We start from the raw sequence: 16,574 nt of genomic DNA, 5'->3' as shown, positions 1-16,574 counted from the left end.
TTTAATGTGATTTCGCTCACACTAAAATCATCGGATAAAATATACTTAATTGATATTGTTAGTATTTTTATTTTTAATCCACAATAACCGGACTGATAAGTTTTTAAAATTGGTTTACCAAAACAAGGTAACTAGCTTAAATTGGCTTTAATACGCCTTTTTTTGAAAAAATTTTCATAAGCTGAGTGATAATTCAGCATTTATCATTTTCAGCGCCCTAAATAAGCTAATGATCGGCTATGAAAATTTTTTCATTTGCTAATTTGAGAGAGATCACAAAATGAATGGAAAGCTAAAAATACAGGAAATAGCTAATCAGACTGGCCTTTCAATTAGCACAGTATCCAGAGTATTAGCCGGTAAAGCGAATACCAGCGCGAAGGCAAAACAGCGGGTCATGGCTTATGCGCAGTCACAGGGAATTTTGCAAAATTTATCTAGCGGCCGATTAATGCTAAATAACATTATGGTATTTGCGCCGCACCGAGCCTTTGATGTGCGAACCGATATTTTTTATTACAAAGTCATTCAGGGAATAACTGAAGCAGTCAGCCAACATGAAGTGATGATTCGCTACTGCGGTTTATCCGAAACTCACAGCGATATTTCTCTGTTTCTGGAAAAAATGACCAATCCTCAGACGGAAGCGGCCATTATCATTGGCATCGACGATCCTCGCATTCATACATTGGCGGCTGGAGTGCATAAACCGTCAGTATTAATTAACTGCCGCGACAAAGAAATGTCACTGGATAGTGTTTCCCCTGACCATCAATTGATCGGCGAATTTTCTGCCAACTATCTGATACAGCAAGGGCATCGGCGTATTTTAACATTGCAATGCTTACGGCGTAACACCATGGAATTACGATTGGTGGGAATTAAAGAAGCATTCGCCAGCAATAATATGCATTTTGACGATAACCAACATCTGGTGACCACTCATGGTTTTGGTGCAGAGGAAGCCGAGCTGGCAATTACCGCCTTTATTACTGGCTGTGAAGATAGCCGCCAATTGCCCACGGCTATTTTGGCGGGTGGCGATTATATGGCGGTGGGGGCCGTTAATGCGCTGAATAAATTGAATATAAACGTGCCAGAGAGTATTTCAGTCATGAGTATGGATGGTTTTAATTTGGCAGAAATTCATGATATTGCGCTGACGGCGGTACATGTCCCGCGTGATGAATTGGGGGCTGAGGCTATTCAGCTATTGCAACGGCGTTTATTGCGACCCGATGCCCCCTTCAGCAATACCCTTTTACAGGGGAAGTTAGTGGTCCGTTCGTCGGTGAAACAGGTTAATCAGAAAAGAACCTCGCCTGCGGCCAGCAAGTCTACCGATCAGTTGTATGATTTGTAATGCTTAAGAATGAATATGTCATTTTATACAAATAGACACTGCTAGCCCACAAATAGACAGTTAGCGCTATAGTTTACTGTTAGGTTTACCCACTTGCTGGGGTTGAAAAAATTGAAAATAGACATAAATAGGTTTTATCTAAGTCTGGTGGGGATATACCTAATCGAACATTGAATTTAAGGATATTACCGCATGGAATTTAAAGATTATTATGCCGTCATGGGTGTTGAACCCACGGCTTCCCTAAAAGAGATAAAAACAGCCTATCGCAGGCTGGCCCGTAAGTACCACCCCGATGTGAGTTCTGAAGCTGATGCTGAAAGTAAGTTTAAAGAAGTTGCCGAGGCTTACGAAGTATTAAAAGATGCTGAAAAACGTGCTGAATATGACGAATTAAGATTACACCGTAATGACCCCCAGTTTGGTCGACAGCAAGCGGCCTACAATAGCGGTAGTCAGCAGTGGCACAGTAGCACTGACGGTGGCGCGCATGACTTCTCAGATTTTTTCGAGTCTTTCTTTGGTCAGCGCGGTGCTTCAGCGCAACACTCATCTCATCGAGCCTCTCATGGGGTGCGCGGGCAGGATCTTGAGATGGAACTTCCCATCTTTTTAGAAGAAACGTTAACTGAGCAGACCCGCTCAATCTCTTACAAGATACCGACTATTGATGCATCTGGTTTCTCTGGTGCTGAAACCTCTAAGACACTAAAAGTTAAAATACCGGCGGGTGTGGGTGATGGCGAACGCATCCGTCTTAAAGGGCAAGGGGCTCCCGGTATCGCGGGGGGAGCTAATGGCGATTTGTTCCTAATTATTCGCATTGCACCACACCCGTTGTTTGATATTGATGGTCAGAATTTACAAATAGTGGTGCCGTTAGCTCCATGGGAAGCGGCATTGGGTGCCAGTGTTGAGATACCGACACTGACAGGGAAAATTGCCTTAACTATCCCGGCGGGGAGCCAAAGTGGCCAGCGCTTGCGCATTAAAGGCAAAGGTCTGGTCAGTAAAAAGGGAACGGGCGATCTGTACGCAATCCTCAAAGTGGTCATGCCACCGAAACCAGACGAGAAAACGCGGGCGCTGTGGCAACAACTGTCAGAGCAGGCGGCATTTAATCCTCGGACTGGATGGGAGTAACAGATTATGGCTGAAATAGAAATCACTTACACCGTGACTGAATTATGCCAGTCAACGGGGATCATGCAGGATGAATTGGTCGAGGTCGTCGGGCTGGGTGTGATTGTGCCATTAGAGCCGACAGATACGGTTTGGATATTTGATGCGGATGCATTGAACTGCCTTAAACGTGCCCGGCGCTTGCAAAATGAGCTGGATTTGGACTGGTCTGGTGTCGCCATGACGTTGACTCTGCTGGAGAGAATTGAGCAGTTAAAGAAAGAAAACAGCCAACTACGCCGGCAACTTGACCGTTTTGTTCAAGCATCTTAGCGTGACTAACACGGGTTGATGCGCATAATTGCTCAACCCGTGTTAGACCTTATTTGATGGACAGTACAGAGCGTACATCACTGTTTTTATTCATATTCCAGACTTCAGATATTTCTTCCAACTTATGAGTCTGTGTCTCGATAATCAGTTTTTGTTGCGCAGCAAGGCTGAAAATATCAGTCACGATCCGCTTTAATTCAGGAATCGGTGGGAAATTCCCGGTACCACTGCCCAGAATTTGCAGATCGGCACTGCGTAAAACGGCGGAGGGCAGTTGTAGTGTCGGAGAGGCCATTGAGCCAACATTCACTAAGCGGATGCTACGGCCTGATTCATTGGCATGAGACGTCAAATCATGGCGAGTCAGTGCGGCAAAAAGTGCTTCGGTCGCTGGCCCCCAAATATAATCCACAATCACATGATAGCCCGCTGGCCCGGCTGCTTGGGCAAAGGCCTCTGTGAGTTCCGCCCCCTGTAATGTCAGGTCTACCGTGGCATCAGCCCCCAGAGTTGCTAGTACTTCCTGACGCCTACCCGCGGCGACAATCCGGCCTGCACCAAAATGTCGTGCGGCGGCAATAGCCAGTTTGCCTGACGTTCCGGTGGCCCCCAGAATTAGCACGGTCTCACCCGGTTCGATTTTAGCTCGCCAGTCAAGGGGCAACCATGCAGCTAACGCGGGGTTAATCAACGCTGCTGCCGTCGCATCATCAACTTCGGTCGGTACTGGCACATACCAGGATGCAGCCGCTCTTTCAGCCATCGCGCCAAAAGGTTGGCGGAATGAAGCAAAATAAACGCGCGAGCCGTCCGCTAGAAAACCAATGCCATCGGTGCCCGGAATGATGGGCAGTATTTTCGGACTTGAATAATGAGTTCCTCTAACAATGGCGCGATCAAGTTGTTTGATACCCGCCATAGTCACATTCACCACTGTTTCACCCGACAGGATCAGTGGCTCAGAAAATTGCCCCAAGACAGGGGCCTCTCCCAACGTCTTAACGATTGCGGCCTTCATCATATCGCCTCATTTTAGTGTGCCATATTAAATAATACTCTCAATCTGCACCTAATTTATTTTGAAGACAATATGTTCAGTAAGTGACTAATTTATTGACAATAATTTGTCGCTAAAGGCTGCTAACTCCCCCATCAACACGAAACTCCGTTCCCACGACAAAACTCGATTCATCCGAAGCCAGAAATACCGCCGCATGAGCAATTTCAGCCGGTGTCCCCATTCTTTTAATCGGCACCAGTTGGCGGATTTGCTCAGTTAGCTTTTCTTCTTCACTGCCCGATAAGCCCAGTTTTTGTAGTGCGGGAGTTTGCGTTGGCCCCGGACTTAACCCATTGACCCGAATCCCTCTTTCGGCCCACTCTCCGGACAAAGTTCTGGCAAGAGAGAGCAACCCCGCTTTGCTGGCAGCATAGACACTACTTTGAGGCAAACCAATATGGACACTGGCCGAACCGCAAAGAATGATAGATGCGGGGTTAGCCAGCAGGGGTAATAATGATTGCAGCAGAAAAAAAGGGCCTTTCAGATTGGTTGATAGAACTCGCTCAAAACTGGTTTCATCCCATTCCTCTATGGGATTGTGTGTAACATCACCAGCATTGATATAGACAATATCCAGACGTGGCCAGTTTTTAGCTAACTTAACAGCCAGTTGAGATTGATCAGTGACATTGCTGGCATCACTCTTGATTAGCAAAACGAGGCCCCCGAGTTCGGCATGTACCGCTTGTAATGCCGCTTCATTTCGGCCCGTTATCGCAACAGTCGCCCCCTCGGCAAGAAACTGACGTGCCGTTTCCAGGCCGATACCGCTGGTACCTCCTGTAATCAGCGCATATTTATCTTTTAAACGATTCATGGTGAGTCATCCAATTAATAGCAGTGGAAGACCATTTTTAATACAAAAGTATCTAAAGTATAGTAGGTACCAATTTGATACTAATGATGCAACAGGAATCTAATGACAGCCTATCAGCCCCTCACACCTAAAAATAAATTGGTACTCGACAATGACATTGCCGAAGAAAAATGCCCGATGGTGCAATTTGTTGAACTTATTGCTGGGAAGTGGGCAATTCCAATTCTCTATCGTTTGATTGTGACTGCTGCCCCCATCCGATTTGGTGAGCTACAGCGGGCAATTGCCCCTATTACCCAAAAAGAGCTTACCCGGCAACTGCGAGCCTTTGAGCAACGTGGTTTGGTGCATCGCAAGGTTTATGCCGAAGTGCCACCACGGGTTGAATATGAAATTACCCTGTTAGGAAAAACATTGCAGCCAACACTGGACTCATTGGCGCAATGGATGAGAGACCATCATCAAGAGCTTCATCGCGGTATATAACGCGAATGATAAGAAATTTGAGCATAGATTGATTTTTCACAATCTCTACATCGGCCATCGCGTAAAACAAATGGGATGTACTACATTTAATAGGCTGCTCATTAAGTATGCAGTATCGAAAATAACAACAATAGTTTCAAGGAGAGAGTATGAGTAAGCTAACGGGTTGTTGTTCAGAAGATAGCCATCCCAGTAGCCGACGGAACGTGCTAAAAGCAGCTTTAGGCATTACCGCCGCGGGTGTTATAGGCGGGATTGGACTAGGGCTACCTCAAATATCATATGCTGCCTCCCTAACACAAGAAGAGCGGAATAAATTAACCCCAGATCAGATAGTGGAAGGATTGAAGCAAGGTAATAAAAGATTCGTTTCAGGAAAAATGCAGCAACACGATTATCTGGCGCAAAAGCGAAGTAGCGCTGATGGACAATTCCCGGCCGCAGTTATTCTGAGTTGTATTGATTCCCGAGCACCTGCTGAAATTGTTCTGGACACAGGAATTGGTGAAACATTCAATGCTAGGATTGCCGGCAACATTTCTAATGATGATTTATTAGGTAGTCTGGAATTTGCTTGCGCAGCTGCGGGAGCAAAAGTCATTGTGGTGATGGGACATACAGCTTGCGGCGCTATCAAGGGTGCAATTGATCATGTTGAGCTTGGTAATTTGACTGGCCTACTGAATAAAATTAAGCCTGCGATTGAGGCAACTCAGTTTGATGGTGAGAAGAGTAGCAAGAATGAAAAGTATGTTGATGCTGTTGCGAAGAATAATGTGAAGCATACTATCGAAGAGATCCGAAAAAATAGTGAAATAATTAATAAATTAGAGAAAGAAGGGAAAGTAAAAATAATCGGTAGTATGTATAACCTAAATGGTGGTGAAGTCGAGTTCTTCATGTAATAACTCGTGTTTTACTATTCCCCTTGCGTTGTATCAAGGGGAATATCAGAAATTCATTTACGTGTTAATATTAATTTATTTATCCTGTGATCTTTTTTATTGATATAAGATGCTTGGTGGTGATTAAATTTTATGGTTATATGATTAAAGCAAAGCTTGCACGATAAGATAGAAAAACCCATATAGAATAATGGGTATGTTTAAGTTATTTAATGATTATGCTAGCCAGACAACCAATAAATAAGAATTATAGATAAAGATAACATGCAATGTTATTATTATGTGTCAATAGTAAATAACTTGATTTGATATTATTAAATGATATTTATTTCTTGAATTTTTTAATTATTATTGTAAGTTAACTCAGTGATTACCTGTGGTTTTCGAGATGAATATAGCAAGATATAAATATTCTAAATGTAAATGCCATCTCTCATTGGTCTGGGCTATTTGAATATGGTTGGTAATGTTATGTTTAATTTTATCATCATACACTATCGCTTTTTTCGTTATACCCGGATTGGGAGTGTGTTTTTACATTAAAATTAATTTTAATACATTAAATATAATCAAAAAATATAATTTAATTGGTTTTATTCATTAAGTAAATGCAATGCTAATCACTAGTTCTCTTATCACATGTGCAGTGTGATTTATTTATATTAACTGAGTGAATATATTTGTAGGGGTTATTTATGTATGTTGATACAGTCTCTGTTGTTTCTGGTAGTAAGTTCATTGATATTAATGGAAAAGGGGTGATTGATTATGAAAAAGAGATATCACTGGATTGCTGTATGAACAAAATACATTTCCACTCTAAGAAATTAACTATAGATATTAATGAAAAACAAAAGAGATTGGTTATGTGTTTATTTAATGATGTAAATAGGAAACAAGACATTATTAAGGTTGTCTGGTATGAAAATCATAAAAGCATTTCTGATAATAATTATCATCAATTGATACATAAATTTAGAGTACATTTGAAGAATGCAGGTATTCCCGACGGGATCGTCAAAACCATTAACAGATATGGTCTTAGATTAGATTCTGGGATACTGAATTCGATGGTGTCTAATAAAATGAGTGATAGGTTTATTGGTTATTAGAAATAGATAATTTATTATTCTGATATATACTGAATGTATTGTGAATAAGAGAGAGGTCAGGGTGTTATCACTTTTTAATCGAATAGTCATAACACCCTATCAAAGATTAGTTAATGGAAGAGGATATATACTGGATATTATTATAATATTATGTATCCTCTATCAAGTTAATGTTTTTATTCAAACAGTAATGAACTCACAGAAAAGAACCCCTCCACAACTATATGAAGGTGAAAGCGTAGAAAGTTATACTTTGATCAATAATACTAAAATGACTAATGAAATTAAAAACAGTGACCTATTTAAAAGAAGAGATAAAGAGTTAAAAAATGTAAAGAAGGAAGATGTCGACATTATAAATTCACCAATCTATACCGGTGGTTTGAAGTTGGTCGGTGTATTAGTATATTCTGAGAGCGATAAATCGATTGCAATTATAGAAGTTAACGGTAAACAAAGGTTATATTTAATTCATGACGAAATAGAGAGTGATACTAATATTACTATAGTGAGAATATTAAAGGATAAAATTATAATTAAAGAGGATAAATCATACTACTCCTTGGTGATATTATAATAATCATACCCTAAGTTCTCCATAAAGGGGTTGTTATGCATTGCAATAATAAAATCTTAATAAAGTATATTGAATTTGCTCCTTCTTTTATGATATTTAAGCGTTTTTATATTTATTTATTTGGAGTGATAATTCTAGCGACCACCTTGCCTATGAAGTCATATGGTAATAATGCAACTTTTTCTGTCTCTTTTAGAGACGTTAATATAAAAGAATTTATCCATACTGTAAGTAAAAACATCAATAAAACTATAATTATAGATCCTAAAGTTCAAGGGCTAGTCAGTGTTCGTAGCTATGAGCAGTTAGACGAAGAAAAATACTATCAATTCTTTTTAAATGTACTTGATGTCTATGGCTATACAGTAGTTGAAATGCCCAATAATATCTTAAAGGTTATACCCGCAAAACGCGCAAAAAGTTCGGTTGCTCCTCTGCAAAAGAATGAAGGTGAAACCCATGGCGACGAACTTATTAATCGTGTATTTAAACTTAAACATATATTAGCTAAAAAACTGGCGCCGTTACTTCGTCAGCTCAATGATAATTCAGAGTCGGGCAGTATTATTCATTATGACCCCTCAAATGTAATATTAATTACAGGGCGCGCAGCAGTAGTCAATCGCTTATATACTATAATTAGTACATTAGACCAGCCGGGAGATAGCGAAGTTGAACTCTATCAACTGAATCATGCAGTTGCGGCAGATATTATTAAATTAGTCAATCAAGTCATAAATCCAGTAAATATGACGGCCAAATCAGAGTCATTGAATGTTGGACACGTAATTGCAGATGAACGAACAAATTCAATTTTAATCAGTGGTGAGCACCATGTCAGAAAAAGAGCGCTGCAAATAATAAAGAAGCTTGACCATCAACAAGACAGTGATGGAAGTACTAAAGTTATTTATATGAAATATGCTCAGGCATCAAAGTTATTGGATGTCTTGAATGGTGTCAGTCTCGGAGTCCAAAGCAATAAACCTGGGAAAATGACAGGGAAGAATAACATCACGAATATGTCCATTAAGGCATACGACCAAACAAATGCTTTAGTCATTACTGCCCATCCCCGGCTAATGAAAGAATTAGATCAGGTTATTGAAAAACTGGATATAAGACGTGCCCAAGTGTTGGTGGAAGCAATTATAGTTGAAACCCAGAATGGAGAGGGTCTCAATCTTGGTATTCAATGGGCTAATAAATTTCACGGCGGAGTTAATTTTCTCAATAAATCAGAGAGTAGAAACGAGAATAATAATATTGGAGACTCTATACCACTGGCGATCTCCGGATTAACTTCGGGCTTTTATAAAGGAAATTGGAATGGTCTTTTTACTGCATTAGCTACCAATTCAAATAATAATATTCTAGCAACTCCGAGTATTGTTACATTGGATAATATGGAGGCTGAATTTAATGTCGGGCAAGAGGTTCCTGTATTGACCTCGTCGCAAACAACGGCAACAGACAAAGTCTATAACTCGATTTCAAGACAATCTGTGGGTGTCATGTTGAAGGTCAAGCCACAGATAAATAAAGGTGATTCAGTCCTGCTGGAAATTCGACAAGAAGTATCAAGTGTAGCTGATAATTCTGATGTTAATGCTAATAACCTAGGATCAGTTTTTAATAAGCGGGTTGTTAATAATGCAGTATTGGTTAAAAGCGGAGAAACTGTAGTCGTGGGCGGATTGCTAGATAAAAAACTTAATAAGGTAATAAATAAGGTTCCATTCTTAGGGGACATACCTTTGATCGGTGGATTATTTAGGCAAAGTAAAGAAAAGATTGAAAAAAGCAATCTGATTCTCTTTATTAGGCCAACGATACTGAGAGAGACAAGTGACTATAGTCAAGTAACTGCAAATAAATACACAGAACATAGTAACCTACATTCTGTTAATACAGATATAAGACGTCCAATTGGAATAGTGTCAAATAAAATAAACTATGACGTTTTTAATGAACTTAAAAATGACATAGTAAAGTTCTATGCGATGGTGGGAGTAAATCATGAGCCGAGATAAAGCAGAATCACTACCATTAAAATTTAGTTGGGCAAAGGATAATGGTGTAATATTATCACCCGTTGAGCATGGCTATCAGCTCATCTGCCGTAAGTCAGCTTCTCTTGAGGCAATACTTGAAGGTAACAGAGTCGGGAATAGGCCTGTTGGGCTTCATTTCGTCACTGATACTGAGTTTGAAAATAGTCTTACAACTGTATATCAAAATAGCTCTGTGCAATCACATAAAATAATGAATTCTATAAGTGAAGAAATAGCTATTTACTCATTTAATAGTGAGTTTCCCGTTAGCGGGGACTTACTCGATAGTGATAATGAAGCGCCCGTAATAAAATTAATCAATACAATTTTAGCTGAGGCAATTAAGGAGTTGGCATCAGATATACATATAGAATCTTTCGAAGAGAAGATTATTATACGATTTCGTATTGATGGTGTATTAAAAAACATATTAGAACTACAACGGCGGGTGGCGTTATTATTAGTGTCGCGGATTAAAATCATGGCAAAGTTAGATATTGCTGAGAAAAGGATCCCACAGGATGGTCGCATTGCACTAAGTTTGGCTGGGAAAGCTTTGGATGTGCGAGTTTCAGTACTGCCAGTGAATCATGGTGAGCGTGTGGTCATGCGGCTATTGGATAAGAACAGTCTTAAACTAGATCTAGACTCTTTAGGGATGTCACAAAAAAACTGTCATTTAATGAAGTCATTAGTCCTTAAACCTCATGGCATTATATTGATTGTTGGGCCCACAGGGGCGGGCAAAAGCACCACACTGTATGCTGCTTTAATGGGAATAAATGCAAGTGAAAGAAATATTATGACAGTGGAGGATCCCATTGAGTTTGATATAGAGGGAATCTCCCAGACTCAGGTTAATACGAAGATTGATATGACGTTTTCGCGTAGTCTGAGAGCAATATTGCGCCAAGATCCTGATGTTATTCTTATCGGTGAAATTCGAGATGTAGAAACTGCACAAATAGCAGTACAAGCTTCTTTAACAGGACATTTAGTTTTATCAACATTACATGCTAATAGTGCTATTGGTGCTGTAACCAGACTCAAAGATATGGGGGTTGAGCCATTCATGTTATCAAGTTCATTGTTGGCGGTACTCTCCCAGCGGCTGGTTCGCCGATTATGTACTGGATGCCGGCAGCAATGTTTCCATCGACAAGATATTTTACAAGAATTTTGTATTAATGAAGAAATAGCGGAGGAAGGATACGGGTTTCATTCTGTCGGTTGTAACATATGTAATAAAGTAGGCTATCGTGGGCGGATAGCCTTGCATGAAATACTGATTATTGATAATAATTTTCGGGAGGGTATTTATAAAGGAAAAAGTGAACTTGATTTAACTATCTTAGCTAAGGGATATATGCGTAGCATAGAGCAAGATGGGATTGATAAAGTGATGGTGGGCCTTACAACAATAGAGGAAGTAATGAGAGTAAGCTTAGAGGATAAGTATGCCTGTATTTAATTATACGGCCATCGATGCTAAAGGGGGGAAGGTAAAAGGCAATGTTGAGGCTGAAAATTTATTAACAGCCAGACATATTATTTATCAAAGAAAACTGTATTTATTAAGTGTAAAGATTAAACATGTAAGTTCATACGCCAGATTTATAAAGGTTTTAAAAAAAACAAGTCATATAGATCTTATTTTAATTACCAGACAATTGTCTATTTTAGTCAATGCGGCAATCCCTCTGAATGAGGCGTTAGAGTTAATTGAGAAACAAAGTGAGAAGAGTCATGTCAATAGTGTGATTCATGAGGTAAGAAAAAAAATCCTTGAAGGCTATTCACTTTCTGATTCACTCTCGCAATTCCCAACAGTTTTTAATTCTCTCTACAGATCCATGATTGCGGCTGGTGAACTCTCGGGGAACTTAAGTGAGGTTTTATCTAATCTTGCCGATCATATTGAGCAAGTATATAAGATAAAAAATAAAATAGCTCAGGCATTAATATATCCGATAATTTTAATTATAATATCTATCGGTCTTATCGGTATACTTTTATCTGTAATAATTCCAAATATAATTGAACAGTTTGTTTCTTATGATAAAACGCTACCATTATCCACACGTATTCTTATGGTAAGTAGCTATTGGCTTGAGGATAATATTCTATTTATTATTGCAGGTTTTGCTGTGTTGTTTATGGGAGGGTACGGTATATCTAAGATGAAAAAGATAAATATACTGTTCGAGTATTATTACTTAAAGTTACCAATATTAGGAAATACACTATTTAAGTTAAATATATCTCGATACTTGAGGATGATGGCTATTTTAAATTCAAATGGTGTAAGTTTGATCAAAACAATGGAAATTAGTGGTGGCGTAGTGACTAATTTATATATTAAACAACAACTAGAGTGTGCTCTTAAACTAGTTAGCGAAGGAGGGAGTCTGTCAGTGTCTTTGGCTAATAGCCATGTCTTTTCTCCTATGATTTCACATATGATCGCATCCGGTGAACGCAGTGGCAAATTAGATATTATTTTGGAGAAAATAACAGGCATGCTAGAGCAAGATATAGTTGATCAGATAAATATATTTATAATATTGCTAGAGCCTATAATAATGCTATTTATGGCGGGGTTTATATTCTTTATTGTTTTGGCAATATTTCAACCAATATTGGAAATGAATGATCTAATTCTTTGATTTTCATCTAAGGATAACCATGGTAAATATAAAATCGTATGGTTTTACATTATTAGAAATGATGGTGGTTATTATCATATTAGGTTTGCTTGCTAGCCTGACAATCCCCAGTGTGATGTCCAATAAGAATAGAGCTGACCAGCAAAAGGCATTAAGCGATATTGCTGCTATAGAGAACACATTAGATATGTACAAATTGGATAATGGTTATTATCCAACTGAGTTACAAGGCCTTATTTCATTAGTTGTGAAGCCGATAGATTTACCACTGCCTCGAATATATCCTAAGAGCGGTTATATTAAACGATTACCAAAAGATCCATGGGGGAACTCTTATCAAATGAATAACCCTGGTCGACATGAAGAGATTGATATATTCTCTACCGGGCCTGATAGAGAAGTAGGGACTGACGATGATATAGGAAATTGGTCCACATCTTTAGTTGAGAGTTCAATAACTAATAACTAATAACTAATAACTAATAACTTATGAGATTTTATTGAATTATAAATAGGTATCAATTTGCGATATTGCACGGGTTTTACATTATTAGAGTCTATACTCGCAATGGCCATTTTTTCTATTGTTGGCATAGGTATTATGGCCATTATGAGTGAACAACTTATACGTGTGAAAACACTAGAAAATAAAATAATGGCCTCTTGGGTAGCAGATAATGTCTTAGTAGAAATTAATCTGACAAAGGTAGAACAAACTGAAAATTGGCTACAGGGTAGTGATTTTATTAGTAATAAAATATGGTATTGGCAATCACGAGAAAAAATAATTAAGTCCATTGGAATTATTACGGTTGAAGTCCATAGCCACGAAAATAGTAATGCTCCTGAATTTATCCTTGAAGGATACCGTGTCATTGATGAATAAAAAATTTATCCGAGGTTTTACATTATTGGAGGTTCTATTGGCTCTGATGATTTTTACTTTGATAAGTTTAACTGTTTACCAATCCATCATGGTTACCAGTAAAGGAAGTGTTATAGTTAATAAAAAATTAAAACAAATGAATAGATTGCAAAGAGTTTTTGATATACTAGAGCAGGATATTTCGCATGCTATTATATACTCTGACCCACAAGATAATAATATACTGAATAGTGGAGTTAAAATAGGTAAGTCTCTCTTGGAAAGTGATGATTTTGGTATTTTATTTTTATGCGACATTAGCACTAATACTAATTATTATTCTCGATCACAAACACTAGGGTATAGATTAAGAAATAATAGTTTAGAAAAGCTGTCGTATGGAATAAATAAAAAACAACCTAAGATTTCTAAAGTTATTGATGGTGTTACGGCATTTCATATCCAAGTCTATCATAAAAATAGATGGTTAAAGGAGTGGAATGAGTCAGCCTATCTACCTGAGGGCGTTGAGTTGGTTATTTCGCTGGAAAATATCGGAGTAGTAAGAAAGGTTTTCATTTTATTAAATTATACTATTTAATTAAGGATGAGATAGTGCAACAACGGGGTATTGCTTTGTTACTTGTTTTATCTACCATTTTGCTGATGAGTATAATGCTTTCTACCACTTATTTTTATCTATCCGAGACCATTTTTTTGGTTGGAAATAGCAAAAAAAGACAATTTGAAAAACACCTATTACTAGGTGCAGAAGATTTTTTTTCAAATTTTTACTTTAAAAAATACTCAACTCAAGAATATTTAGTCGGATTTTCAGATCTGTTTATAAACTCTCAGAATATTATCATGCTAAATAACAAAGAGATAAGTTATAGATTAATTGATATGACCAATTGTTTTAATATAAATACTATTAATTATTACTCGACAAATATTGATAATAATGCACTCTATCCTTGGCTAGTGTTAAAATACATCTTACAGCTAAACAATATAACTTCATCAGTACTCAATAAAATCATAACAAATTTCGCTCATTCTTCTCCGGCCGATTCTATCCTCGGGAGTATGGCTCATGAGCATCATTCTTTAGAAAACTATCTACAACTGAATAATTCAATTGATAAGTCACTCAATATTGGAGATGAGGTTTTTTTACAAATAGCACCGCTGTTTTGTTCCAGAATCGATAATACATTACTAATTAATATAAATATGCTTGAAGATAAACATAGTAAGTTAATACAAGCGGTTCTCATGAATGAGATCAATGAAAGTGATACTTCTAAAATATTACTATCTAAACCTGATAAAGGGTGGGTAACTGTTGAGTCTTTCTTAGATTTTCTTCTGAAGAGTTCATTCGTTGATACCGATATGATAAATAAATTACTAGAAAATAGGATTTTATATTTCACGCATGATGAGTACTACTTTATATCTGTTTTTAAATTGGGTATGGAAGGTGAGGATTACCAATTGACAAGTCTTTTCCATGTGAAAGGAAAAGATATCACTGTGTTGCGGCGGAGGTTTAGCTTTAATGAATAAAAGTAGTCCCCCCCTGGGAACACTGATTATTAGGCTTGGTAGTGACATAAGTGACCCCGTCTATTGGTATTCGATCACAGGGGAGAGAAAAAATAAACAATGTGGCCGTATAAATAACTATTCTGAGTTGAAAAGTCTTTCTTCATTTTTTAATTATAATGTGACGGTTCTAGTTTCATCGAGTTTTGTTATTTTTAGGAGGATTAAGTTAATAAGTAAAAAAATTTTAAATAAAGAATCTTCTATAGCATTTTCTATTGAGCCTACCATTGTAAGTAATATAGACGATTTTCATATTGTGGTATTAAAATCGGACGATTTTTTTTGTTATATAACAGCAATTGAACATAAATTAATGAATCTTTGGTTGGGGTGGCTAAAGGATGTCGGTATATATACAAACGTTATGATACCAGATGTATTAACACTGCCATTTGACGGTGATAAATACTTTTCTATTAAGCTGAATAATGAATGGTTAATAAGAGATAGTGGAGAATCAGGATTTGTACTCAGGGATGATATATTTGATAGCCTATGTTTATCATCCTATTTTTCTGGTGATGAAAATATATTTATTTCTATTAATAGTAGAGAGGAAAACGCCCATTCAGCAGATTATTGCGATGTGTTACGCATTATGGCCGATAACATTGATAATAATAGTGCTAATTTATTAAGTGGGCGATATCATCGACATGATAAACAGATGATTAAAACCTTTTCATTTTTTAGAACGGTTAACTTGTTTTTTTTATTATCGATAGTTATTTTTTTTAATTCTTGGGTTGATAAAAATAATATATTACGAGATATTCATATGCTAAATGAATCTTTACAAGATATCCATGTTCAATACCCACTACTACAGCAGTCTATGGATAATGAGAGTATTAATGATAAAGTTGATTATCGAGGTTATAGTGTTATTAAACCTGACTTCATTAGATTATTGCACGCTACACATTTGCTTGTAGGTGATCTGAATATCGTTATAAATAGTATTTCTTTTGATAATGAACAGAGTGAAATTAGTTTTAATATAAATAAATCGGATGAGAATGGCATGGGGTTAAATGTTATAAGTGAAGAAAAACAGTATCTAAATGTTGATGAAACAATTAACGATGACGGAACAAGAAATATTATATTTAAATACTTATTATGAATTCTAAAAGAATATCTCCTTATTTTGTATTTAGAGACTTTAAAGTAGTCTTTGTCTTGGTTATGACTGCTATCTTTTCTGGATTTATTTTGTTTAATTTATTTGAAAATAAAAAACTATCAGAGGAATACTTTTCACTAAAAAATAAAATTATGAATCATTCATCTTTTGCCGATATGTATCAAATGAAAAAACATTCTAACCATAGTGTTGGTCATCCTTATAGTGAAAGTGTTAATAGCACTTTGTTAATATTGTTTAGTGAGCATTTTCCTGAGTTTGAAATTAGTGACTTGTCGCGTGACTCTATTTTAGTTCGCGTTGAAAACGCGGATTTTACTCTATTTATTAATGTTGTCTTTGCACTATCACAGATCGCAAGTATTGAAGTCAGTCATGTCGATATAAATTTCATCAAAGACAGCGATTATATCAGCGGCAATATAATCATTCTTAGGAAACTATAGCAAG

General features: G+C 37.3%; 18 protein-coding genes. 16 read left to right on the top strand and 2 right to left on the bottom strand.

Annotated elements, in window-relative coordinates; genetic code table 11:
* The first annotated feature begins 280 nt into the window (after nucleotides 1-280).
* From F0T03_RS17115 to cbpM, 3 genes are all read left to right on the top strand, one after another.
* On the top strand, nucleotides 281-1,363 hold the full coding sequence (locus F0T03_RS17115; protein WP_145562850.1) for a LacI family DNA-binding transcriptional regulator: 1,083 nt from the start codon (nucleotides 281-283) through the stop codon (nucleotides 1,361-1,363).
* A 192-nt stretch (nucleotides 1,364-1,555) separates the two neighbouring features.
* Entirely contained in the window at nucleotides 1,556-2,506 is a 951-nt protein-coding gene (gene cbpA / locus F0T03_RS17110; protein ID WP_145556825.1) for a curved DNA-binding protein, read from the top strand.
* A gap of 6 nt (nucleotides 2,507-2,512) precedes the next feature.
* Complete coding sequence (cbpM, locus tag F0T03_RS17105; protein ID WP_145556824.1) at nucleotides 2,513-2,818, top strand: chaperone modulator CbpM; 306 nt, start codon at nucleotides 2,513-2,515, stop codon at nucleotides 2,816-2,818.
* Between the two features lie 49 nt (nucleotides 2,819-2,867).
* On the opposite strand, the gene F0T03_RS17100 is transcribed toward cbpM, so the two are convergent.
* Both F0T03_RS17100 and F0T03_RS17095 read right to left on the bottom strand, forming a co-directional pair.
* Nucleotides 2,868-3,836, bottom strand: coding sequence for a quinone oxidoreductase family protein (locus tag F0T03_RS17100; RefSeq protein WP_159680960.1), 969 nt, complete (start codon nucleotides 3,834-3,836; stop codon nucleotides 2,868-2,870).
* Between the two features lie 112 nt (nucleotides 3,837-3,948).
* A complete protein-coding gene (locus F0T03_RS17095; RefSeq protein WP_159679649.1) occupies nucleotides 3,949-4,698 on the bottom strand; it encodes an SDR family oxidoreductase in 750 nt (249 codons plus the stop codon).
* A 102-nt stretch (nucleotides 4,699-4,800) separates the two neighbouring features.
* On the opposite strand from F0T03_RS17095, the gene F0T03_RS17090 reads away from it, so the two are divergent.
* The 13 genes from F0T03_RS17090 (at nucleotide 4,801) to F0T03_RS17030 (ending at nucleotide 16,570) form a co-directional block, all read left to right on the top strand.
* Nucleotides 4,801-5,184 (top strand): winged helix-turn-helix transcriptional regulator, encoded by a 384-nt coding sequence (locus tag F0T03_RS17090; RefSeq protein WP_145556802.1) that lies wholly within the window; start codon nucleotides 4,801-4,803, stop codon nucleotides 5,182-5,184.
* Nucleotides 5,185-5,333: 149 nt separating this feature from the next.
* Nucleotides 5,334-6,089, top strand: coding sequence for a carbonic anhydrase (locus F0T03_RS17085; protein ID WP_145556801.1), 756 nt, complete (start codon nucleotides 5,334-5,336; stop codon nucleotides 6,087-6,089).
* A gap of 695 nt (nucleotides 6,090-6,784) precedes the next feature.
* Nucleotides 6,785-7,201 carry a winged helix-turn-helix domain-containing protein gene (locus tag F0T03_RS17080; protein WP_145562852.1) on the top strand — a complete coding sequence of 139 codons (417 nt, stop codon included), beginning with the start codon at nucleotides 6,785-6,787 and terminating at the stop codon, nucleotides 7,199-7,201.
* Nucleotides 7,202-7,241: 40 nt separating this feature from the next.
* Nucleotides 7,242-7,778 carry a type II secretion system protein N gene (locus tag F0T03_RS17075; RefSeq protein WP_246169906.1) on the top strand — a complete coding sequence of 179 codons (537 nt, stop codon included), beginning with the start codon at nucleotides 7,242-7,244 and terminating at the stop codon, nucleotides 7,776-7,778.
* Nucleotides 7,779-7,930: 152 nt separating this feature from the next.
* Entirely contained in the window at nucleotides 7,931-9,811 is a 1,881-nt protein-coding gene (gspD, locus tag F0T03_RS17070) for a type II secretion system secretin GspD (protein ID WP_246169972.1), read from the top strand.
* On the top strand, nucleotides 9,798-11,303 hold the full coding sequence (gene gspE, locus F0T03_RS17065; protein ID WP_159679646.1) for a type II secretion system ATPase GspE: 1,506 nt from the start codon (nucleotides 9,798-9,800) through the stop codon (nucleotides 11,301-11,303). The genes gspD and gspE overlap by 14 nt, the downstream gene beginning before the upstream one ends.
* Nucleotides 11,290-12,498, top strand: a complete 1,209-nt coding sequence (locus tag F0T03_RS17060) for a type II secretion system F family protein (RefSeq protein WP_159679644.1) — start codon at nucleotides 11,290-11,292, stop codon at nucleotides 12,496-12,498. Before gspE ends, F0T03_RS17060 begins: the two co-directional genes overlap by 14 nt.
* 19 nt (nucleotides 12,499-12,517) lie before the next feature.
* Nucleotides 12,518-12,967 (top strand): type II secretion system major pseudopilin GspG, encoded by a 450-nt coding sequence (gspG, locus tag F0T03_RS17055; protein ID WP_159679642.1) that lies wholly within the window; start codon nucleotides 12,518-12,520, stop codon nucleotides 12,965-12,967.
* Nucleotides 12,968-13,021: 54 nt separating this feature from the next.
* Nucleotides 13,022-13,384, top strand: a complete 363-nt coding sequence (gene gspI / locus F0T03_RS17050; RefSeq protein WP_162526972.1) for a type II secretion system minor pseudopilin GspI — start codon at nucleotides 13,022-13,024, stop codon at nucleotides 13,382-13,384.
* Complete coding sequence (gspJ, locus tag F0T03_RS17045) at nucleotides 13,377-13,964, top strand: type II secretion system minor pseudopilin GspJ (protein ID WP_159679638.1); 588 nt, start codon at nucleotides 13,377-13,379, stop codon at nucleotides 13,962-13,964. The genes gspI and gspJ overlap by 8 nt, the downstream gene beginning before the upstream one ends.
* A 14-nt stretch (nucleotides 13,965-13,978) precedes the next feature.
* Nucleotides 13,979-14,935 (top strand): type II secretion system protein GspK, encoded by a 957-nt coding sequence (locus F0T03_RS17040; RefSeq protein WP_162526971.1) that lies wholly within the window; start codon nucleotides 13,979-13,981, stop codon nucleotides 14,933-14,935.
* The gene (gene gspL / locus F0T03_RS17035) at nucleotides 14,928-16,103 is read left to right on the top strand and encodes a type II secretion system protein GspL (protein ID WP_159679636.1); all 1,176 of its coding nucleotides are present in this window, start codon (nucleotides 14,928-14,930) and stop codon (nucleotides 16,101-16,103) included. The genes F0T03_RS17040 and gspL overlap by 8 nt, the downstream gene beginning before the upstream one ends.
* Nucleotides 16,100-16,570, top strand: a complete 471-nt coding sequence (locus F0T03_RS17030) for a hypothetical protein (RefSeq protein WP_159679634.1) — start codon at nucleotides 16,100-16,102, stop codon at nucleotides 16,568-16,570. The genes gspL and F0T03_RS17030 overlap by 4 nt, the downstream gene beginning before the upstream one ends.
* Nucleotides 16,571-16,574 lie beyond the last annotated feature (4 nt).

Source organism: Yersinia canariae (assembly GCF_009831415.1).
In the GTDB taxonomy this organism is placed as follows: Bacteria; Pseudomonadota; Gammaproteobacteria; order Enterobacterales; family Enterobacteriaceae; genus Yersinia; species Yersinia canariae.
This window is presented reverse-complemented; position numbering and strand designations above follow the sequence as displayed.